We start from the raw sequence: 21,711 nt of genomic DNA on the forward strand, positions 1-21,711 counted from the left end.
GTCCGCGCGGCCGGCTACCGCATCACCACCGGGTTCGTCGGCACCCCGGTCATCTGCGAGGCGCCGGCCCCACCGGCCACACCGACGCCGCCGCCCGCCTGCTCCTGCGGACCGCGTGCCCGTCCTGGCTCTGTCCGGTTGGGAGCGCTGGGATTCCATGCTCGACGACGGCTCCATGACCCCGGCCAGATGACGTCCTTCAACCACTACGCCCTCGGCGCCGTCGCCGACTGGCTGCACCGGCGCGTCGCCGGACTCGGCCCGCTGGAGCCCGGCTACCGCGTCCTGCACATCGCGCCGACCGTCCTCGACGGCCTCGATGACGCCTCGGCCTGGCACGAGACGCCGTACGGGCCGGCCCGCGCGGGCCGGCGGCGCGAGGGGAGCCGGGTCCGCTTCCACGCCGAGGTGCCGCCCAGCACCCGCGCCGTCGTGGACCTCCCATCCGGCGACCGCCACGAGGTCGGCGGCGGCACCTGGACCTGGACCGAACCGCGTCCCCGGCCCGCGCCTACCGGGCCGTCCTCGACGCCATCCACGGCATCGACCCCTCCCGCGCCGACCCCTTCCGCCGCACCACCCGCTGGCGCCCGGGAAGGTCCCTGCGCGAGCTCCTGGACAAGGCTCCGCTGGAGGTGCTGGACGCGGTGGAGAGCGCGCTCGCGGGGCTGGGGGCGCGGGCCGGGCGGTGAGGGGCGGTCACCAGGTGACGGGGAGGCTCCTGACACCGAACACCAGGGACTCGGTGCGGTACTCGATGTCCTCGACCGGGACCGCGAGCCGCAGCCCCGGGAAGCGACGCAGCAGCGCGGGCAGCGCGAGACGGAGTTCGAGGCGGGCGAGCTGCTGTCCCACGCACTGGTGCCGGCCGTACCCGAACGCCAGATGCGGTACGGGCTTGCGCCACAGGTCGAGTTCGCCCGCCGGAGAGGGGAGGGCGGCGCCGTGACCGGCCATGAGGGTGGAGACGACGACGTACTCCCCGGCGCGGATCTCCTGCCCGCCGACCGACACGTCGGCGCTCGCCCGCCGGATCAGCGGGGGAGCCACGGCCAGCAGCCGCAGCAACTCCTCGACGGCGCCGCCGGACAGCGCGTCGTCGTCGCGCAGCGCCGCCAGCTGCCGCGGGTGCGTCAGCAGGGTGAGCACGCTGAGCCCGATCATGCCGGAGAGGGTTCCGTGTCCGGCGACGAGGATGTCCAGGCCCATGCCGACCAACTCGTCGTCGCTCAGCGTCGCGCCGTGCTTGCGGACGATGTCCCCGAGGATGTTGTCGCCGGGGTCCCGCCGGTGTGCCGCGACCAGCTCGGCCATGTAGTCGATCATCGCCGCGAAGTTGTCCTGCTGAACCTCCAGCGTGGTGTCGACACTGCTCGCGACCGAACTGCGCGCCAGGATGGCGGCCCGGTCCGCCAGCGGCGCGCCCAGCAACTCGCAGATCACCATCAGGGGCAGCGGTTCGGCGAACGTCGTGATCAGGTCGGAGCCGGGGCCGGCCTTCTCCAGGGCGTCCAGGTGTTCCTCGACGGTCTGCTCGATCACGCCGCTGAGCGTCCGGATCCGCTTCATGCTGAAGACCCCGGCGTGCATCCGGCGGAAGCGGGTGTGCTCCTCGCCGTCGTAGTTGAGCAGGACTCCGGGCTGATTCATCACCGAGCGCGGACCGGTCCCGTCCGGTTCGAAGGCGAACCCGACCTCGAACCGGACGTCGGACAGCACCGCGCGGGCGTCCTCCTCACGCGTGACGAGCACCGCCTCGACCTCGCCGAGCTGCGAGTTCGGCACCGGGACCCGGGGCAGCGCCGGGTCTTGGTGGAGCGCGGCGAGTTCGGCTCCGGGCCGGAAAGGGCACGTGCTCCGGCGCTGGTTGTGGGGCATCGACACCGGTTCGGTCATGGCGTTCGGAACCTTCCTGACGGTGTGTGGGGGCAGTCAGCGGGTCTCGGTCACGGGGCGCCTGCCGTGTCGCGCAGCAGTTCCCGGGTGACGCGCTCCAGCCGGGCGGCGTCGCGCTTGTCGAAGGCCGGGCGCAGCAGGCTGAGGGGCATTCCCTCCACGAAGGCGCTCAAGGGCGCGTGGGGCGGGGACTCGATGAGTTCGACGAGGGGAGGGACCGTGGTCCCGACCGGCTGGGCGGCCCTTTTCATCTGCTCGATGTGGAGCGCGGTGGCGGGGTCGAAGTCCCCCGCGAAACCGGTGCGGGTGCCGCCCGGGAACAGCAGGACGTACCGGGCGCGATGTCCGTTGCCCGGCTCGGCGTACGCGACTCCGAGGAGGTCGTTGAGCCGCCCGCCCTGGAACATGGCCGACCAGCCGTCGTAGCCGTGCTCCAGCCCGAGGTCGGCCCATTTGACGCCCGCCGGTCCCACCCCGGGACCGGCGATGTTCAGGACGACCGGGGCGTCGGCCTTGTTCATCGGGCCGGCCAGTCCGCGTCCGAGCAGGTACCGGCTGAGGTAGTAGAGGGCGAAGTTGTGCTCGAACCCCTCCGGCGTCACGGTCCGGTAGCTGCGGAAGTAGCGGGCGCACAGCACGAGGGCGTCCACCGCCTCGAAGGTCTCCGTGATGTCGGCGATCACGCGCCGGTTCTCGCTGACGAGGCTGAGGTCGGCCTCGATGAAGAACGCCCGGCCCTCCGCGCCGGTCCGCTGCGCCGTGTCGAGGAACTTCTTCCCCTTCACCGGGTCCGGGGCGACCACGACCACCCGCTCGCCCCGCTCGAGGCAGGTGTGCGCGAGCGCTTGTCCGATGCCGGAGGTGCCGCCTGTCACGACGATGGTCTTCACGGTGATGCTCCTCGAAACACTGAAGGGTGAACTGTGGTGCTGCGGCGACTCCCCGTCCGGCGGGCAGACTTCACCCCGGGACGGGGGCAGAGGGGAGGTCGGGGAAGGGTGTCAGACGGCCTGGGCGGCGATCTCCGCCCGGACCACGTCCTGGGCGAGCCCTACGGCTGTCGCCCCGGCGCCGGTGGGGCCCAGGGTCGACCCGCTCACATAGAGCCCGTCGATGATCAGCATGATCCGGTCGCCGAGCCGGTCGGGGTGTGCGGCCGGAGTCCGGCGTGCGAGTTCACGCAACTGCTCGCGGACGTCCTGGAAGTGCTTCAGGGAAACCTGGTGGGCCGGATGGCCGGGATCGGGAAACTCCGCGTGCGTGTTGCGCAGCGGGCACCCTCTGGTGTTCGGCGCCATGCCCTGGACCGCCCGGACCAGCTCGACCAGCTGGTCCTCCGGCGCGTCGACGGTGGCGCACACCCGGGCCAGGGTCGACGCCCAGGCTTGCGCGGACCGTTCGAGATAGGCCACCACCAGGTGGTCCTTGCTGGGGAACTCCCGGTAGAGCAACTGCTTGCCGCACCCGACTCCGTCGATGATCTGCTGCATGCCGACCGCGTGCACGCCCCGCCGGTCGAACAGGTCGGCGGCGACGTCCAGAATGCGCTCGCGGGTGCCTGGAGCGGGTTTCCGGGGCATGGGCCGAGGCTAGCAGACCAATCGGTCCAGTACCGGGGGAATGCCACGGATCCACCGCCGTGAGGACGTTCACTTGCGCAGCGCGCGTACGTAGGACATCGGCGTCAGTACGCGCCCTTGTGCGTCCACCTGGACCTCTCCCGGCTCCCGGGCCGGACCGGTGTCCAGCGCGCCCGCCTCTCCCATCCTGGCCAGCAGTTCGTGGGTGAAGCTCGTGGCGAAGACGGCCTCGGTGATGTCCAGGATCCGCCAGTGCCGGCCGAGACGGGTCCGCAGGTCGTCCTTGCTGACCAGAGCCTCTTGCGTGATCGGTGTTCCCGACGGCATGGACTCGGCGAAGCAGAACAGATGGAGCGTGGCGCCCGGCCGGCACACCCGGTGGAGCGCGGCGGCATAGGCCGACCGCTGCCCGGCGTCGAGGCAGTGGTACAGCCCGCTGTCGAGCACGGTGTCGAAACCGGTTCCGACACCGTGCAGTTCGGTGGCGTCGGCGACCAGGAACCGCACCGGGACCCCATGGGCCGACGCGCGCTGTCCCGCCTGCTCGATCGCGCTGGGGGAGCCGTCCACGCCGGTGACCTCGTACCCCTGGTCCGCCAGCATGATGGCGTTCTCCCCCAGCCCGCAGCCCGCGTCGAGCACCTTGCCCGTGAAGCCGCCCGCACGCGCCAGCTCCACGACGGCCCGCTGGGGCTCACCGATGTCCCAGGGGATCATCTTCTCGCCCGGCGCGACGCCGCCGAACGCCGCCCGGCCCGCGTACAGCGCGTCGAATTCCATGTTCTGCCGGGAGAACGTCTGCTCTTCCGTGGCCATGCCGGATCTCCTTGCCGGTGGGGATCAGTTCCGTGCCGCGCTGTGCGTGAGGGGGACAGGCTTTGTCGGGCGGTGCGCCCGCTCCTACCCGACGGTGTCGGCCGCCTCGGCCGGGACGGCCGCGGGAGCCGCCGCCGTCTTCGTCGGCCGCATCCGCGACGCGACGGCCAGCGTGAGGACGACGACCGCCGTCATCGCCAGGAAGACGTCGGAGTAGGCGGCGCCCTCGTCGCCGGAGTAGAGGGGGTTGACGGCGCCGCTGCCGCTCTGCTGCCGCGCGGACACCAGGACGCCGAAGACGGCGGGGCCGGTGCCGGCGCCGAGGAACTGGGCGCCCTGGAGGATGCCGAGGCCGACACCGGCCTGCTCGGCGGGCAGTTCGCCGGCCGCCGCGCCGATGATCGTGGTCATCACGAGGATGAACCCGATGCTGATCCCGAGGATCCCGGCGCCCGCGGGGAGCACCGAGGAGCCGTCGGTGAAGGTGGACAGTGCCAGGGCGGACAGCCCGATGAGGGTGAGCCCGGAGAGCACCGTGGCCTGGGTGCCGACACGGTCGACGAGACGGCCGATCAGCGGCGACAGCAGCGCGGTCGCGACACCGGCCGGGATCATGACGAGCGCGCCCTCGCCCGGTGTGAGCCCGTTGACCTCGACCAGCAGCAGGGGGACGAACACCAGGCCGCCGAGGTTGACGACCATCGCCAGGAACGCGACGAAGAGGCTGGTGCGGTAGACGCGGTTGGCGAACAGCGACGGCGGGACGAACGGCTGCTCGACCCGGACGGTCCGCCACCCGAACAGCACGAGCGACGCGACCGCGATCACGAGACTGCCCCAGGACAGGGCGGCCGTGAAGCCGGAGACCTGAGCCTGCGTCATGCCGAACAGGACCAGTCCGGCGCCGAGTCCGAGCAGGACGCCGCCGGGGAGGTCGATCTTCCCGCCGCCGTCCGGAGCCTCGTCCGGCAGTACCCGCCAGGCCGCAGGAAGCAGCAGCAGCGAGACGACGAGCATGATCCAGAACAGGGCCGGCCACCCCAGCAGCTGGCCGATGCCGCCGCCCACCGTCGGCCCGGCCGCCGTCCCCACACCCGCGCCCGCCGAGACGACGCCGATGCCCATGCCGCGCTTCTCCGGCGGCAGCAGCCGCGTGACGGCGATGATCGCGAGCACGGGGATCGCGGCCGCGCCGATGCCCGTGACGATCCGGCCGGTCACCAGTACCGCGAGGTTGGGGGAGACCGCGCAGATCAGGCTGCCCGCGGCGTAGGTCAGCAGCGCGAAGGCGAACAGGCGCCGCAGTCCGACCCGGTCGGAGATGCGGCCGTAGAGGGGGATGCCGACCGAGAACATCAGCAGGAAACCGGTGACGATCCAGGCGAGCTCCGCCTCGGAGGCCCCGAACTCCTCCTTGATCGTCGGCAGCATCAGATTGACCATGTCGCTGGCGGTGACCGTGACGAGGATCGCCGGCATCAGCACTGCCAGTAAGGCCAGTTCTGAGCGGGTTCGCCCGGTCGTCGATGTGGAAGTCATTCGGAAACGTCCTTCGGGCGACTTACTGCCACCATGGTAGTTACATTTAGGGTAAAGATGTGGCGGAGGGTGTCCCCTCCGCCGTCGGCCGGTCAGCCGGCCAGGTGCGCGCGCTCCTGCTCGCCGGCCAGGACCTGCTGCACCAGATGCTGGATCGTGGTCCGTCCGAGCCGTTCCTCCATGGCCCGTTCCGCCTCCCGGAACTCCACTTCGAGCAGGCGCTCCATGTTCCGCCCCACCTCGCACTCCGCGCTCGGCGGATGCGGGTGCCGCGACAGGACCGGGCCCGCCTCGACGGCGGCGTACGCCTCGTACAGCGTGATCTCGCGCGGTGGACGGGCCAGCGTCCAGCCGCCGCCGCGCCCCTCGGTCGACCGGACCAGACCGGCGTCCCGCAGGCTGCCGAGGATCCGTCGCACCAGCACGGGGTTGCTCGCCAGGCTCTCCGCGATCTCCGCCGACGTCAGCGAGTGATCGCCCCAGCGCGCCAGCATCGTGAGCGAGTGGATCGCGACCGCGCTCCTGCTGCTGACACCCACCGTGACCCCTTCCCGGCCGGCACCCGCCGATCGAACTGTAATGAGCGTAGTGGCAGTTTGGCGGGTGGTCAACGCGGCAGCCCCCCTCGGGCGCGGAGAACCTGAGGGTGATCCGTAATGACAGCGCGCACACGCGCAGTAGCGTGATCCACAGACACCGAGTGCCCGGCCGACGGGCCCCGAGGAAGGAACGCCCGTGGAGCAGCCGACCGGCACGGTCCTCACGTCGCTGCCCGGTCCACCCGCCCGCCCGCCCGCTCCCGACCTCACCCGGCTGCTCGGCGGCCCCAGCGGCCCACACGCACAGAAGACCTGCGCCTGCCGGCGCACCCACCACCGTCACCGCCTCACGCTCCTCGGCCTCGGCGTCGACCGGGCCACGGTCGTGACGCACGCCGAGGCCCAGCTGGACGACGCGGACCGCTGCCCCGACCCCGGGTGCGCGTGGCACTCCCTCCTCGCGCTCGTGTTCGCCGGCGAACTGGTGCTGGCGGACCTGCACTGCTCGCGCCTGTCCGGACGTCCCCGCTGGTCCGGCACCGGCCCCGCGGCGCAGGCGGTACGGATCGTGCGCAGCCGGATCACTCTCCTGGCCGGGGACCCGGGCGGCGCCCGGCGCATCCTCGACGAACTGATACGGGAACCGCTCGCCGGGACACTGGACACGGTGGCCGTGGCCTGGCTCACCGAGGCGCTGCTCCACCTGGGAGAGCCGTACCGGGCCGAGACCCTGCTGACCGGGCGAGGCCGCGCGGGCGCCCTCCCCGCGCACCTGCCGGGCAAGGCGCCGCTGCTCCAGGCGAGAGGACAGCTGGGCCTCACCCTGAGACGGTCGCGGCACGCGCTCAAGGACTTCCTGGCCTGCGGCGCCGAGACGGCCGCCTGCGACGTCACCAACCCCGCCGTGCTGCCCTGGCGCACCGGCGCCGCCCTGTGCCTGCGCGAGCTCGGGCAGGACGGGCAGGCACACACGCTCGCCCACGCCGAACTCGCCGGGGCGAGGCAGTGGGGCTCGCCCCGGGAGATCGGCCGGACACTGCTCACCACCGCCCTGCTGGAGGACGGGCCGGCCGCGCGAGACCTCGTGACCGAGGCCATCGACCTGTTCACCGTCTCGGACGCCCCCGGAGACATCACCTACGCCGCTCACGTGGTCGGCTCCGCCCCGGGGCTCCGACGCGACGTCGTGTGGACGCGCCGGACGCTGCGGCGGATCGCGGAGCTCGCGCACCGCAGCGGGAACCGGCACGCCGCCGACCGCGCCGCCGACACGCTGTCCGGATTCCTGTCCGTCCACGGCGACCCGGCCCTGACCAGACACGAGACAGAGGTGGTCCACCTGGTCTGGGCCGGGTACGACAACACCGAGATCGCCGACCGCCTGTCACTGACGCGCCGCACCGTGGAACACCACCTCTCCTCGGTCTACCAGAAGTTCGGGCTCACCGACCGGCGGCACCTGTTCCGCGCGATGACCGAACTCTCCTGAACAAGGCCCGTCACCACGGCCAGCGCCACTCCTTGTTCTCGGGAACCACCCAGTAGTGCTCCAGCTCGACCCTCTCGAACAGCCACCGTCCGTCCGTGAACACGTAGCTGTCGGCGAACCGGCCGACGCTCTGGTGCACGACGTCCTCCTTGTCGAACCTGACGTACTCCTCGAAGAAACAGGCACCGGTCGCGCGGTCGCCGTCGACCACCACCTGGTGCACCTGGTTGAAGTTCTTCAACAGCACCTCGGAGGCCCGCTGGAGCTCGACCATCTTCGGCAGCAGCGCGCTGTAGTACTCCTGGATCGCCACGCGGCCACGGGCGCCGCCGAAACTTCCGTAGTCCAGGTGCGCGTCCTGCGCGAACAGGGCGCCGAGGCCCGCCCAGTCCCGGTCGTTGAGACAGTGATGGAAGGAGTTGCGCAGCCTCGTGAGTTCACGGATCGCCTCCAGCTCCCGCACCCTGGCCGACAACGCGTCGATCCGTGCCGCCAGGTCCGCCCCGTCCGCCATTTCTCTTCCTCTCCAGCACCGTCGAATTCTGTTCTGTCTCCTGCCGAAACCGTGCCCAGAGTCGCAGCAGCGGGACAGCCGCGACAAGGCCCGCTCACCATTCCTGTGGTCATTCCGAAACCAGTGAATTCGTTCGCCCGATTAAGGTCGAGAAAGCAGGGAACGCCGGCGACACCCAACGGGAGACACCGTGAACCAGTCGAAGCGCATCGCCTTGATCAGTGGCGCGGGCCGCAACATCGGCGCGGCGACGGCCAGGGAACTGGCCGGCCGGGACTACCACGTCATCGTGAACTACCGCAGCGACGCCCACGCGGCGGCAGAGGTGGTCAAGGCGATCGAGGCGAGCGGCGGCACGGCAGAGGCGGCCCGGGCGGACGTCTGCGACGCCGACGAGGTCAGCGCGCTGGTGCGGCGGACCGTGGCCGACCACGGACGGATCGACCTGCTGGTCTGCAACGCGAACACCGTGACACCGCCCTTCGCTCCGTTCGCCGAACTGGACTGGGAGGCGTTCGCCGCGAAGATCAACGGGGAACTCGCAGGCTCCTTCTTCCTCACCCAGCGCACGCTCGCCGTCATGCGTGAGCAGCGGTCGGGCAGGATCATCTACATCTCCAGCACGGCGTCGGACACCATCGGCATGGCCCTGCCCCACTCCGTCGCCAAGGCGGCGCTCAACACCTTCGGCCGCCACATCGCCGGCATCGCCGCCCAGTACGGGGTCACGGTCAACACCGTCTCCCTGGGTGCCGTGCACACCGACGCCACATCGGCGTTCGGCGAGGTCTTCTGGACGTACACGACCGACCGCTCGGTCGTGGCACGCCGGGTGGAACCGCAGGACGTGGCGCGAACCGTGGCCCTCGTCGCGGACGACGCGTTCGGGTTCACCACGGGCCAGGTGATCCGGGTCGACGGCGGGTTCGAGGTGATGGACCGTCAGTTGCACCCGCTGGCAGAGAATTTCCGCTGAACCTGTGGGACACCCACAGAATTCAGACCCCTCCCTTGCCGCCCCCGGCGAGGACATGCCAGCGTGTGGGCGGTCTCCGAAAAACTTTTCCGCCTCGTGAGACCGGAAGGAAAGCATTCCGGAATACTCCGCTGACCGACGGGAGCACATTTCCCGATGACCACATCCGAAGTGAGCCGGCAGCGGACGGCGGACGACATGTGTCCCCCGCTCGCGGAAGCCGGGAGGAAACGGCGGGAACTCGTGCGCCGGGGACGCTGGCAGGAAGCGGACGACCTGACCGAACGGGCCCTGCGCGAAGCCCTGGGCGGGCCGGGCGGGCCGGAACTCGCCCAGCTGACCTACCTGCCGGGCGCCCAGACACTCGGCCACGAGGACGACGGGCGGCCCGGACCCGGCACGGCGGCACGCGCGGGCGCGCTGCGTGCCCTGCACCTGGCCAATCGCGGACTGAACCGAGCCGAGGCCGTCCGCCGGGCCGGTCTCGTCCTGGGCTCCCGCGGACGGGACGACGTCGGCGGCTTCTGGGCGGCGGCGCTCACGCTGCTCCACGCGAACGAACTGCCGTCCGTGATCGGTGCCTGCGCGCGGGCGGCGGCCGAACCGGTGTGGTCCCGGTCGGCACCGCACCGGGACGCGCTGGCGCTGCTGCGCGCGCGGACCTGGGCGGTCTCGGGCCGGCTGCCGAAAGCGGTCTCGGCGTTCGGCAGGATCCGGGAACGCGGCATGGGAACACCACTCGCCGCAGTGGCCGCCGCGTGGCACGCCGAGGCGCTGAGCGCGACGGGCCGACACCGGCAGGCGTACGTCACGCTGCACGAGTGCGGGTTCGACGGCGCGGGCGGGCAGCACCCCGAGCGGGCGCAACTGCTCGCCGCCCGCAGCGCCGCACATCTCGCCGCGGGGAACTTCCAGTTGGGACTCGAGGACGCCCTCGCCTGCGGTGAGCATGCCGGCGTGTGGGGGGTGCGCAATCCGGCCGTCCTCCCCTGGCGTTCACTCGCCGCGCTCTGCGCGTCGGCGCTGGGGCGGTCCCCGTTCGCCGTCCTGCTCGCGCGCCAGGAGTACGAACTGGCCTCGCGGTGGGGGACGGGCCACGCGCGGGGCGTCGCCCTGCACGCGCTCGGTGTCGCTCTGCGGGACGCCGGGGGAGTCGCGGCGCTCCTCGAAGCGCAGACGGCGCTGTCCGGTTCGTACGACACCCTGTACCTGGCCAGGGTGCGCTACTCCCTCGGGTGTCTGCTGCTGTCACTCGGACGCGGTGACGAGGCGGGGGTGTTCCTCGAAGGAGCGGCCGACGCGGGTTTCCCGCCGTGGTCCGCCTATGCCGCCGCCACTGTCCGGCGGCTGGCCGGCGGCGGCCGGGCCCCGTCACTCACCGAGCAGGAGAAGCGGGTCGCCAGGCGCGCGCTCACCGGCCGGACCAACAAGGAGATAGCACTCGATCTGCACCTGACGGCGCGCACGGTCGAGTTCCACCTCTCGAACACCTACCACAAGCTCGGCATCCGCGGGCGGGAAGAGCTGGTGACCGCGGCACTGCTGATCGGCTGAGGCCGCCGGCACGCCTCGACGGGCTGTTTCGGTGGCCCGCGCCGGAGGGGAGAGGACGGCCGGACGGACCCGCTGCGCCCGGCCGACGTGGACTCCTCAGGTCTGTTCGAAGTGCTGGATCATCGGGTGGAGCCGCTGGTCCAGGACCTCGAAGCCGCCGTCCACCCGCAATACCTGGCCCACCGAGGCGCCGAAGCCGTCGCCGGCGACCATCGCGATGGTGCGCGCCGCCTCGTCGGCCTCAAGGAGACGACCGGACACCGAACGGCTCTCCATGATCTTGCGGAGATCCTCGATCATGACCCCCGCGGTGGCGTCGGTCCGGACCGTGCCGAACGCGACCGTGTTGACGATCACCCCGTACTGCGCGGCGACGGCGGCGACGTGCCGGCTGAACGTGTTGAGCGCGGCCTTGGCGGTGGAGTGGGCCGCGACGGTGCCGATCGAATCCGCCGCGGTGCTGGAGACATAGACGATCCGGCCCTTGCGTTCCTCCGTCATGACGCGCAGCACACTCTGGGTGAGGAAGTACGCCCCCTCGAGTTCCCCGCTCACCTTCTCGATGAAGTCCTCCCAGGGCAGCGTGAGCAGCGGTCCGAACGGCGGGTTCACCGTGTTGGCGTTGCACACGAGGGCGTCGATCCGGCCGTGGTCCTCCCGGATCCGGCCGATCATGTCGGCGACCTGCCCGGGAGCACGGACATCTGCCTGCACGGCCTGCGCGGAGCCACCCTCGGACTCGATCGTGTCCACCACCCGCGCCGCCGCGTCGGCGTTGCGGAGATAGTTCACGATCACGTGGTAACCGCGCCGTCCCATCTCCCGCGCGGTCGCCGCGCCGATTCCGCGGCTCGCACCACTGATCAGCACCACCTGTTGTGACTGGTCCACATTTCCTCCCAGAACCGAGGCGTCCGGAGATTTCCCGTGACGTGATCTTGGACCCGATCCGGCAGTGTCGTCTCTACGGGGGTCCACCAGATCTCCCGTTCCTTTTCGCAGGTGTCCCGCAACGCTGCCGGGGCCCTCTTGCGGGCGCGCCGGAAGGGCTGCGAGTGTTGGTTGTGCTGTGCACTGACTTTGAAACACGCGGCGGCGGCCCTACCCGAGTTACACGCTGATTAAATGTGCGTGAAACCTTTCAAGTGCGGGTTTGCGAGTGCTCTCGCGCGATATTGCGCCACTGGTTTTCTGTTTGACAAAAGAGTGCTGCTGTGACACCGTCCTTGTGGGCGGACCGATCGGTCCCGAATCTGGTGTCCCTTCTGACGGCAAATGACCTGGGCGGAGCTCTCCGCGTCTTTGTCCGTGTGTGAATGATTCGCTGAGTGGCGTAGTCAGTCAACTAATGGGGGTAGCGAGAGTGGTCGGAAACCGAATAGAGAGCCAGTTCGTCAGGTCGGGCCGAGTGGACAAGAGATCCGTCACCGGACTGCGGGCGACCACGCGGGAGTGCGGGACGGACACCTATGTACCGGGGATGTTCCTGTCCGGCGACGGCGACGCGGCCCTGCCGCCCGACGAGTTATGCCTCGCCCTGGACAACCTCGACTTCGCGAACCGCGGAGTGGAACGCGTGATGGTCACGGAGCAGGCCGAACGACTGCTCGACTCGGCCGAGCCGCACGTGAACCCGCACCGTACCTGGCTCGCGATCCTCTCCCTGCTCTACGCCGGAGACCTCGCCTCCGCCGATGCCCAGTGCGAGCGCCTGGCGCGCGACCCCGCCTGGGCCGGCTCGGTGCGCTGCCAGGAACTGCTGATGCTGCTGCGCGCCCGCAGCAGCCTGCTCGCCGGCCGGGCGCGGCGAGCCAGGAACGTACTCAAGGCGGTGCTCAACCGCCGTCCGTCCGCGTCACCCGCCTGCCTCGCGGTCGCCTGGCTGGTCGAAGCGCTGGTGCACCTCGGCGAACTCAAGTGCGCACACCAGGTGCTGCTCGAACGCGAACTGGCCGGCCCTCTGGCCCCCGACCTGCCCGACCGCGCACAGATCCTGGCCGCACGCGGCGCCCTCCACATGGCCGGCGGACACTTCCAGCACGCCGTGGACGACTACCTGGCCTGCGGCTCGGTACTGGACACCTCGTCCGTGGCCAACCCGGCGGTGATCCCCTGGCGCTCGAAGGCGGTGTTCGGGGCGCTGGGCGCCCGACGGTACGACCTCGCGCTCGCGCTCGCCGAGGAAGAACTCATCGCGGCCCGCAGGTGGGGAGCGCCGCGCGGCATCGGCCTCGCCCTGCACGCCGTGGGTGTGGCCCGCCGGGACGACACCTCGGTCGCCCTGCTGGAGGAGGCCGTCGAGCTGCTGGCGCTGGCACGCGCACGCACCGAGCTCATGCAGGCTCTCCACGATCTCGGCATGATGCAGGCCCGCCGTCAGGACGTCACGGCGGCGCGCAGACGGCTCGACGAGGCCGCCGTGGTGGCGTCAGAGTGCGGCAACACCTTCTGGCAGGAGCGTATCGGCCTCGCCCTGGAGCGTCTGGGGGCGCCCGACAACGCCTCGACGCTCACCCGGCAGGAGGAGAAGATCGCCTACCTGGCCCGCGCCGGGTACAGCAACCGGTGCATCGCGGAGATGAACTTCCTGACGGTCCGGACAGTCGAGTTCCATCTCTCCAGCGTGTACCGGAAACTCTCCATTTCTGGAAGAAGGGAGCTGGTCGCGGTACTGAGCCCTGCCGCGTCCTGATTCCGTCCGTATTTCGCTGCGCCGAGTATTTCTTCCTACGCCGCCCACCGTCAACGGTGGGCGGCGTTTTTTCGGGTCGCCGGACGGTATTACGGGTGGGCCGTAGGTTTTCCGCCTCTCCCTTGTGGGGCTCTCCTTCGGGTGTCAGGCTGATATCGCGGTCATCGACCTTCGATCTGTTTCCTCCGAGGCTCGTCAGGACAGGTGGATCCCCCATGCTTCAGCAGAACACGACGAAGCGCATAGGATACTGGCTTCTGCACCTGCACCAGCTTTTCGACGAATCCACCGGGCAAACACTCGCCGGCGAGAACCTGAATCGACGGCAATGGCAGGTGCTGCACGCCATCAGTATCGGTGTGGACTCCGTCGCCGCCGTCGACGTCGCGTTCGCACCTTTTCTGGCGATCGACGGCGCCGATTCCTACCGGTCGATCGTCGATGACTTCGACCGGCGCGGCTGGATCGCCGAAGCAGGTGATTCCGTCCGGCTCACCGACGCCGGCGCCGCCGCGCACGAACGGGCTGAAGCGCTGGTGAACGCGCACGCCGTCGTCTCTCTCGCCGGCATCTCCGAAGCCGAATTCCTCGCCGCCAACGACGTACTCGCACGGATCGCCGAGAACCTGGAAAAGGCGTGACGCGAACAGTGGCCCACGCTTTCCCGGCGTGACCTGAGAAAAGCGCGGCCGCCGATGTCTTTTCCGGGTGTTCGTCCTCGTTCCAGGAGGGAGCCTCAATCGTGCGCAAGGTGCTCATCGCCAACCGTGGCGAAATCGCAGTCCGCGTGGCCCGCGCGTGCCGGGATGCCGGTATCGCCAGCGTGGCCGTCTACGCCGACCCTGACCGGGACGCGCTGCATGTCCGCGCCGCGGATGAGGCGTTCGCCCTGGGCGGTGACACCCCGGCGGGCAGCTATCTCGACATCGACAAGGTCCTGAACGCGGCGCGGGAGTCCGGCGCGGACGCCGTCCACCCCGGGTACGGGTTCCTGTCGGAGAACGCCGACTTCGCGCAGGCGGTCCTGGACGCGGGTCTGGTGTGGATCGGACCGCCGCCGCAGGCCATCCGTGACCTCGGTGACAAGGTCGCCGCCCGGCACATCGCCCAGCGCGCGGGCGCCCCGCTCGTGGCGGGCACGCCCGATCCGGTCTCCGGCGCGGACGAGGTCGTCGCGTTCGCCGAGGAGCACGGGCTGCCGATCGCGATCAAGGCGGCGTTCGGCGGTGGCGGGCGCGGGCTGAAGGTCGCCCGCACCCTCGAAGAGGTGCCCGAGCTGTACGAGTCGGCGGTGCGTGAGGCCGTGGCCGCGTTCGGGCGCGGGGAGTGCTTCGTCGAGCGCTACCTCGACAAGCCGCGGCACGTGGAGACGCAGTGCCTGGCCGACACCCACGGCAATGTCGTGGTCGTCTCCACGCGTGACTGCTCGCTCCAGCGCCGGCACCAGAAGCTCGTCGAGGAGGCCCCGGCACCGTTTCTGACGGATGCTCAGGTCGCGGAGCTGTACGCGTCGTCGAAGGCGATCCTGCGCGAGGCCGGCTATGTCGGCGCGGGCACGGTCGAGTTCCTGGTCGGGCTGGACGGGACGATCTCCTTCCTGGAGGTCAACACCCGTCTGCAGGTGGAGCATCCGGTCACCGAGGAGGTCGCCGGCATCGACCTGGTGCGGGAGATGTTCCGTATCGCCGACGGGGAGGAGCTGGGCTACGGCGATCCCGAACTGCGCGGCCATTCCTTCGAGTTCCGCATCAACGGCGAGGACCCGGGCCGTAACTTCCTTCCGGCGCCGGGGACGGTGACGCTGTTCGCGCCGCCGTCCGGTCCCGGGGTCCGTCTCGACGCGGGCGTCGAGTCCGGGTCCGTGATCGGGCCGGCGTGGGACTCGCTGCTGGCCAAGCTGATCGTGACCGGCGCGACGCGTGAGCAGGCGCTGCGGCGGGCCGCCCGTGCGCTGGAGGAGTTCCAGGTCGAGGGCATGGCCACGGCCATCCCCTTCCACCGCGCGGTCGTGCGCGATCCGGCGTTCGCTCCCGAACTCGCCGGTTCCGACGGGCCGTTCACCGTCCACACGCGGTGGATCGAGACCGAGTTCGTCAACGAGATCCCCGCGTTCGCGGCGTCCGCCGACACGGATGCCGAGGACGACGAGAAGGACCGCGAGACGATCGTCGTCGAGGTCGGCGGCAAGCGGCTGGAGGTCTCCCTGCCGGTCTCCCTGGGCATGTCGCTGGCCCGCACGGGTCTCGCGGCCGGGGCGAAGCCGAAGCGCCGGGCGGCGAAGAAGTCGGGCCCGGTCGCGTCCGGCGACACCCTCGCCTCCCCGATGCAGGGCACGATCGTCAAGGTCGCCGTCGAGGAAGGGCAGGAGGTCCAGGAAGGTGACCTCGTCGTCGTCCTCGAAGCGATGAAGATGGAACAGCCGTTGAACGCCCACAAGGCGGGCGTGATCAAAGGGCTTTCCGTCGAGGCAGGTGTCTCTGTCGCCTCCGGCTCCGCTGTCTGCGAGATCAAGGACTGACAACCATGGAGAGGAACATGGACACTTCGGTGCTCATCGTCGGCGCGGGACCCGCGGGGCTCATGCTGGCGGGCGAGTTACGCCTGGCGGGGATCGACGTCACCGTCCTGGAGACCCTGGTGCGGCGCAGCGGTGAGTCCCGGGGGATCGGCATGACGATCCGCACGGTGGAGGTCTTCGACCAGCGGGGCCTGCTGCCCCGGCTCAGCCGCCACCAGCCGGACGGGATCCAGTACGGGAACCAGGGCCACTTCGGCGGCATCGGCCTGGACCTCGGTGTCCTCGGCGCTTTCCACCAGGCCGCGAAGACCGTGCCCCAGTCCGTGACGGAGACGGCCCTGGAGGAGTGGGCCCGGTCCCTGGGGGCCGACATCCGCCGGGGCAGCGAGTTCCTGTCCCTGGAGGACGACGGGGCCGGCGTCACCGTACGGACCCGGGAGGCATCGGGCGAGCGGACCCTGCGCGCCCGCTACGTCGTGGGCTGCGACGGAGGACGCAGCCGGGTGCGCAAGGCCGGCGGATTCGACTTCCCGGGCACCCCCGCCACGACCGAACTCCTGCTGGCCGACCTGCGCGGCGTGGAGATCGAACCGCGCATGGTGGGGGAGCAGCTGTCCGGGGGCATGGTGATGGCGGCCAGGCTGCCCGACGGCGCGCACCGCGTCATCGTCGCCGAACGCGACGCGCGGCCCCAGCGACGGACCGGGCCGCCGGCCTTCGCGGAGGTGGCCGACGCCTGGAAGCGGCTCACCGGCATCGACATCTCGCACGCCGAACCGGTCTGGGTCAGCGCCTTCGGCGACGCCGCCCGCCTGGCCACGGAGTACCGGCGCGGCCGGGTGCTGCTGGCCGGTGACGCCGCCCACGTCCATCTGCCCGCCGGCGGCCAGGGCATGAACACCGGCATTCAGGACGCCGTCAACCTGGGCTGGAAACTCGCCGCGGTGCTCCACGGCACGGCCCCCGCCGAACTGCTCGACACCTACCACGGCGAACGCCACGAGGTCGGCCGCTCCCTGCTGGCGAACACCAAGGCGCAGAGCCTGCTCATCCTGGGCGGAGCCGACGTCGGACCGCTGCGGGACGTGCTGGCGGAACTGATCCGCGACGACGACGTCAGCCGGCATCTGGCAGCCAGGGTGAGCGGACTGGACATCCGCTACGACGTCGGCACGGGCAGCCATCCGCTGCTGGGGATGCGCATGCCCCACCTGCGGCTGGACCGTGACGGACGCACGACGAGCAGCACCGAACTGCTGCGCGCCGGACGCGGTGTCCTGCTCGACCTGGAAGCGAACCCCCGACTGCGCGCACGGGCGCAGCCATGGGCGGACCGGATCGACATCGTCACCGCGCACCCCATACCGACGGACGACGTGCCGCACGGCACGGCGGCACTCCTCCTGCGCCCCGACGGACACGTCGCCTGGGCGGCACCCGGCAGCCACCACGACCTGCCCATGGCCCTCGGCCGCTGGTTCGGCACACCCCGCTGACCACCGCGCATTCCCCACCCCCCTTGAGCAGGCACCAGGAATCGGAGAGGGAAACATGCACAGCACTCTGATAGTCGCCCGGATGGACCCCGTGTCCGCCGACGGCGTCGCCCGGCTCTTCGCGGACTTCGACCGCACCGACATGCCGCACCTCATGGGCACCCGGCGCCGGCAGCTCTTCTCGTACAAGGGCCTCTACTTCCACCTGCAGGACTTCGACACGCAGGACGGCGGCGAGCGCATCGAGAGGGCGAAGACCGACCCCCGGTTCGTCGGCATCAGCGAGGACCTGAAGCCCTTCATCGAGGCGTACGACCCCGCCACCTGGCGCTCGCCCTCCGACGCCATGGCACGGCGCTTCTACGAGTGGAGCGCGCGATGAGCGGCGTCCCGCCCCGCCGCCGGGTGGTCATCACCGGCATCGGTGTGACCGCCCCGGGCGGAGTGGGCACCAAGGACTTCTGGCACCTGCTGACCGACGGCCGTACCGCCACCCGCCGCATCTCCCTGTTCGACGCGTCGTCCTTCCGTTCCCAGGTGGCGGCCGAGATCGACTTCGATCCCGGGCTGCACGGACTGGGCCCGCAGGAGATCAGGCGGATGGACCGCGCGGCGCAACTGGCGGTGGTCACGGCCCGCGAGGCCGTCGCCGACAGCGGACTGGAGTTCACCGCCCTCGACCCGCACCGCACCGGCGTGACCATCGGCAGCGCCGTCGGGGCCACGACGGGGCTCGACGAGGAGTACCGGACCGTCAGCGACGGCGGACGGCTCGACCTCGTCGACCACCGCTACGCGGTACCGCACCTCTACAACTACCTCGTCCCCAGCTCCTTCGCGGTCGAGGTGGCCTGGGCCGTGGGCGCCGAAGGACCGAGCACGGTCGTGTCGACCGGCTGCACCTCGGGCCTGGACGCGGTGGGATACGCCACCGAACTGATCCGGGAGGGAACGGCCGACGTCATGGTCGCGGGCGCCACGGACGCACCGATCTCCCCGATCACCGTGGCCTGCTTCGACGCGATCAAGGCGACCACCCCGCGCAACGACGACGCCGAACACGCCTCCCGGCCCTTCGACGCCAGCCGCAACGGGTTCGTCCTCGGCGAGGGCGCCGCCGTGTTCGTCCTGGAGGAACTGACGAACGCGCGCCGGCGCGGCGCGCACATCTACGCGGAGATCGCCGGGTACGCGACCCGCAGCAACGCGTTCCACATGACCGGTCTGCGTCCGGACGGCCGGGAGATGGCCGAGGCGATCCGGGTCGCCCTGGACGAGGCCCGCCTCGCACCGCAGGACATCGACTACATCAACGCGCACGGCTCGGGCACCAAGCAGAACGACCGGCACGAGACCGCCGCCTTCAAACGGAGCCTGGGCAGCCACGCCTACGACGTCCCGGTCAGCTCGATCAAGTCGATGGTCGGGCACTCCCTGGGCGCCATCGGGTCGATCGAGATCGCCGCGTCCGCGCTGGCCATCGAGCACGACGTCGTACCGCCCACGGCCAACCTGCACAACCGGGACCCCGAGTGCGACCTGGACTACGTTCCGCTCACCGCGCGCGAGCACACCACCGACGCCGTGCTCTCGGTGGGCAGCGGATTCGGCGGCTTCCAGAGCGCGATCGTGCTGACCGGCCCCGGAAGGAGTGACCGATGACGACCGGGACGCCGGCGGGGGAGCGGACCACGGTGGTGGTGACCGGCCTCGGTGTCGCCGCCCCCAACGGCCTGGGCCTGGACCGGTACTGGTCGGCGACGCTGAGTGGGGACAGCGGGATCGGCCCGCTGGAGAGGTTCGCCGCCGCGAGCTACCCCGCCCGGCTGGCCGGTGAGATCAAAGGCTTCAAGGCCGAGGAACAACTGCCCGGCAGACTGCTCGCGCAGACCGACCGGATGACGCGGCTCGCGCTCGTGAGCGCGGACTGGGCCCTCGCCGACGCCGGTGTGACACCCGAGGAGACGGCCGACTACGCGATGGGGGTCATCACCGCCAGCCACTCGGGCGGATTCGAGTTCGGCCAGCGAGAACTCCAGGCGCTGTGGAGCAAGGGCGGCAAATACGTGAGCGCGTATCAGTCGTTCGCCTGGTTCTACGCCGTCAACAGCGGCCAGATCTCGATCCGGCACGGTATGCGCGGCCCCAGCGGAGTCGTGGTCAGCGACCAGGCGGGCGGCCTGGACGCGGTGGCCCAGGCCCGCCGGCAGATCCGCAAAGGGACCCCGCTGGTCATGTCCGGCGCCGTCGACGCCTCGCTCTGCTCCTGGGGCTGGGTGGCCCAGCTCGCCGGCGGGGGACTGAGCACCAGCGACGAACCCGAGCGCGCCTACCTGCCGTTCGACGCGGACGCACGCGGTTACGTGCCCGGCGAAGGAGGCGCCCTGCTCGTGCTGGAGAGCGCCGGACACGCCCGTGAGCGCGGTGCCGGACAGATCTACGGCGAGATCGCGGGCTACGCCGCCACCTTCGACCCGGCACCGCACAGCGGACGCGAACCAGGACTGCGCCGGGCCGTCGAACTGGCTCTCGCCGACGCGGACACCGAACCGGACGCCATCGACGTCGTCTTCGCCGACGCCGCCGGGCTGCCGGAGCCGGACCGGCTGGAGGCCGAGGCGATCAGCAAGGTCTTCGGACCACGCCGGGTGCCGGTCACCGCGCCCAAGACGATGACCGGCCGGCTCTACTCCGGCGCCGCCCCACTGGACCTGGCGACCGCCTGCCTCGCGATCCGCGACGGGGTGATCCCGCCGACGGTGAACATCTCCCCCGCGGACGAGTACGAACTCGACGTCGTCACCCGGGCCCGCCGCCGGCCGGTGCGCTCCGCCCTCGTGCTGGCCCGCGGCCACGGCGGATTCAACTCCGCGATGGTCGTACGGGCCGTACCCGCCTGACCCCGGGCCACCGCGCGAACCGGCCCGGCGACCACCGCCGACGCCCCAGAACACCCCCTGACCGGCATCCGGTCCGACCCGGAAAGGAACACCGCCATGCCCGCCGACTTCACCCCCGACGACCTCAAACGCATCCTGCGCGAGGGCGCCGGCACGGACGACGCCGTCGACCTCGACACCGACATCCTCGACACCGCGTTCACCGCCCTGGGCTACGAGTCCCTGGCGATGCTGGAGACCTTCGGCCGCATCGAACGGGAATACGGCATCGACCTCGCCGAGGACACCCTGACCGACGACCTGACCCCGCGCCGGCTGATCGCGGTCATCACCGGACAGCTGTCGGGCACCCCGGCTGCCTGAGCCCGCGCGCCGAGGCCGCCCCCGATCCGACCTCCCCCAGGAGACACACATGACACACCAGGATGCCAAGGTCGCCCTCGTCACCGGCGCGACCAGCGGTATCGGCCTCGCCTCGGCCCGGACACTGGCCGGCGCGGGGCACCGGGTCTACCTCTGCGCCCGCACCGAGGACAGCGTGCACAGCACCGTCAAGGAACTGCGCGACGAGGGTTTCGACGTGGACGGCACCACCTGCGACGTGCGGTCCGTGGACGACGTCCAGCGGTTCGTGCAGGCGGCCGTCGAGCGCTACGGGACGGTCGACGTCCTGGTCAACAACGCCGGCCGCAGCGGCGGCGGGACCACCGCCGACATCGGCGACGAGCTGTGGCTCGACGTGATCGACACCAACCTCAACAGCGTCTTCAGGATGACCCGCGAGGTACTGACCACCGGCGGCATGCGGTCCAAGAACCGGGGCCGGATCATCAACATCGCCTCCACCGCCGGCAAACAGGGAGTGGTGCTCGGCGCCCCCTACTCGGCCTCGAAGCACGGCGTCGTCGGCTTCACGAAAGCCCTCGGCAACGAACTGGCCCCCACGGGCATCACGGTGAACGCCGTGTGCCCCGGCTACGTCGAGACCCCCATGGCCCAGCGCGTCCGCCAGGGCTACGCGGCCGCCTACGACACCAGCGAGCAGGCCATCCTCGACAGGTTCCAGGCCAAGATCCCGCTGGGCCGCTACTCCACGCCCGAGGAGGTCGCCGGCCTCGTCGGCTACCTCGCCTCCGACACCGCAGCGTCCATCACCTCGCAGGCGCTGAACGTCTGCGGCGGCCTCGGCAACTTCTGACCCC

General features: G+C 70.9%; 20 protein-coding genes and 1 pseudogene. 13 read left to right on the forward strand and 8 right to left on the reverse strand.

Going from position 1 to position 21,711, the window contains the following annotated elements:
- Positions 1-189: 189 nt before the first annotated feature.
- A pseudogene (locus tag IAG44_RS44625) lies at positions 190-408 on the forward strand (alpha-L-rhamnosidase C-terminal domain-containing protein); the annotation flags it as partial.
- A gap of 291 nt (positions 409-699) precedes the next feature.
- Here the strand turns inward: IAG44_RS44625 and IAG44_RS41350 are convergent.
- The 6 genes from IAG44_RS41350 to IAG44_RS41375 form a co-directional block, all read right to left on the reverse strand.
- Positions 700-1,896 (reverse strand): cytochrome P450, encoded by a 1,197-nt coding sequence (locus tag IAG44_RS41350; protein WP_187752144.1) that lies wholly within the window; start codon positions 1,894-1,896, stop codon positions 700-702.
- A gap of 50 nt (positions 1,897-1,946) precedes the next feature.
- Entirely contained in the window at positions 1,947-2,786 is an 840-nt protein-coding gene (locus tag IAG44_RS41355) for an SDR family NAD(P)-dependent oxidoreductase (protein WP_187752145.1), read from the reverse strand.
- Positions 2,787-2,897: 111 nt separating this feature from the next.
- On the reverse strand, positions 2,898-3,476 hold the full coding sequence (locus tag IAG44_RS41360) for a TetR/AcrR family transcriptional regulator (protein WP_187752146.1): 579 nt from the start codon (positions 3,474-3,476) through the stop codon (positions 2,898-2,900).
- Between the two features lie 69 nt (positions 3,477-3,545).
- Positions 3,546-4,292, reverse strand: coding sequence for a class I SAM-dependent methyltransferase (locus tag IAG44_RS41365; RefSeq protein WP_223006847.1), 747 nt, complete (start codon positions 4,290-4,292; stop codon positions 3,546-3,548).
- An 84-nt stretch (positions 4,293-4,376) separates the two neighbouring features.
- Positions 4,377-5,831: an MFS transporter gene (locus IAG44_RS41370; RefSeq protein WP_187752147.1), complete on the reverse strand. Its 1,455-nt coding sequence runs from the start codon at positions 5,829-5,831 to the stop codon at positions 4,377-4,379.
- 92 nt (positions 5,832-5,923) lie between these two features.
- Complete coding sequence (locus tag IAG44_RS41375; RefSeq protein WP_246562949.1) at positions 5,924-6,370, reverse strand: Rrf2 family transcriptional regulator; 447 nt, start codon at positions 6,368-6,370, stop codon at positions 5,924-5,926.
- A gap of 196 nt (positions 6,371-6,566) precedes the next feature.
- Here IAG44_RS41375 and IAG44_RS41380 point away from each other — a divergent pair, with 196 nt between their 5' ends.
- Positions 6,567-7,859, forward strand: a complete 1,293-nt coding sequence (locus IAG44_RS41380) for a helix-turn-helix transcriptional regulator (protein WP_187752148.1) — start codon at positions 6,567-6,569, stop codon at positions 7,857-7,859.
- Between the two features lie 10 nt (positions 7,860-7,869).
- Here the strand turns inward: IAG44_RS41380 and IAG44_RS41385 are convergent, their stop codons facing one another.
- Entirely contained in the window at positions 7,870-8,373 is a 504-nt protein-coding gene (locus IAG44_RS41385) for a nuclear transport factor 2 family protein (RefSeq protein ID WP_187752149.1), read from the reverse strand.
- Positions 8,374-8,563: 190 nt separating this feature from the next.
- On the opposite strand from IAG44_RS41385, the gene IAG44_RS41390 reads away from it, so the two are divergent.
- Positions 8,564-9,349 carry an SDR family oxidoreductase gene (locus IAG44_RS41390; protein ID WP_187752150.1) on the forward strand — a complete coding sequence of 262 codons (786 nt, stop codon included), beginning with the start codon at positions 8,564-8,566 and terminating at the stop codon, positions 9,347-9,349.
- Positions 9,350-9,505: 156 nt separating this feature from the next.
- Positions 9,506-10,903 (forward strand): helix-turn-helix transcriptional regulator, encoded by a 1,398-nt coding sequence (locus IAG44_RS41395; protein WP_187752151.1) that lies wholly within the window; start codon positions 9,506-9,508, stop codon positions 10,901-10,903.
- A gap of 96 nt (positions 10,904-10,999) precedes the next feature.
- Here the strand turns inward: IAG44_RS41395 and IAG44_RS41400 are convergent, their stop codons facing one another.
- On the reverse strand, positions 11,000-11,794 hold the full coding sequence (locus IAG44_RS41400) for an SDR family oxidoreductase (protein ID WP_246562967.1): 795 nt from the start codon (positions 11,792-11,794) through the stop codon (positions 11,000-11,002).
- A 517-nt stretch (positions 11,795-12,311) separates the two neighbouring features.
- Here IAG44_RS41400 and IAG44_RS41405 point away from each other — a divergent pair.
- From IAG44_RS41405 to fabG, 9 genes are all read left to right on the forward strand, one after another.
- Positions 12,312-13,595, forward strand: a complete 1,284-nt coding sequence (locus tag IAG44_RS41405) for a helix-turn-helix transcriptional regulator (protein ID WP_187752152.1) — start codon at positions 12,312-12,314, stop codon at positions 13,593-13,595.
- 215 nt (positions 13,596-13,810) lie between these two features.
- Positions 13,811-14,236 carry a MarR family winged helix-turn-helix transcriptional regulator gene (locus IAG44_RS41410; protein ID WP_187752153.1) on the forward strand — a complete coding sequence of 142 codons (426 nt, stop codon included), beginning with the start codon at positions 13,811-13,813 and terminating at the stop codon, positions 14,234-14,236.
- 101 nt (positions 14,237-14,337) lie between these two features.
- Entirely contained in the window at positions 14,338-16,113 is a 1,776-nt protein-coding gene (locus tag IAG44_RS41415; RefSeq protein WP_187752154.1) for an acetyl/propionyl/methylcrotonyl-CoA carboxylase subunit alpha, read from the forward strand.
- Positions 16,114-16,130: 17 nt separating this feature from the next.
- Entirely contained in the window at positions 16,131-17,609 is a 1,479-nt protein-coding gene (locus IAG44_RS41420; protein WP_187752155.1) for an FAD-dependent monooxygenase, read from the forward strand.
- Positions 17,610-17,664: 55 nt separating this feature from the next.
- On the forward strand, positions 17,665-17,991 hold the full coding sequence (locus IAG44_RS41425) for a TcmI family type II polyketide cyclase (RefSeq protein ID WP_187752156.1): 327 nt from the start codon (positions 17,665-17,667) through the stop codon (positions 17,989-17,991).
- Positions 17,988-19,271 carry a beta-ketoacyl-[acyl-carrier-protein] synthase family protein gene (locus tag IAG44_RS41430; protein WP_187752157.1) on the forward strand — a complete coding sequence of 428 codons (1,284 nt, stop codon included), beginning with the start codon at positions 17,988-17,990 and terminating at the stop codon, positions 19,269-19,271. Before IAG44_RS41425 ends, IAG44_RS41430 begins: the two co-directional genes overlap by 4 nt.
- Positions 19,268-20,509, forward strand: coding sequence for a ketosynthase chain-length factor (locus tag IAG44_RS41435; RefSeq protein WP_187752158.1), 1,242 nt, complete (start codon positions 19,268-19,270; stop codon positions 20,507-20,509). Before IAG44_RS41430 ends, IAG44_RS41435 begins: the two co-directional genes overlap by 4 nt.
- A 96-nt stretch (positions 20,510-20,605) precedes the next feature.
- Positions 20,606-20,872: an acyl carrier protein gene (locus IAG44_RS41440; RefSeq protein WP_187752159.1), complete on the forward strand. Its 267-nt coding sequence runs from the start codon at positions 20,606-20,608 to the stop codon at positions 20,870-20,872.
- A gap of 49 nt (positions 20,873-20,921) precedes the next feature.
- A complete protein-coding gene (fabG, locus tag IAG44_RS41445) occupies positions 20,922-21,707 on the forward strand; it encodes a 3-oxoacyl-ACP reductase FabG (protein ID WP_187752160.1) in 786 nt (261 codons plus the stop codon).
- Positions 21,708-21,711 lie beyond the last annotated feature (4 nt).

The organism is Streptomyces roseirectus (assembly GCF_014489635.1).
GTDB lineage: Bacteria > Actinomycetota > Actinomycetes > Streptomycetales > Streptomycetaceae > Streptomyces > Streptomyces roseirectus.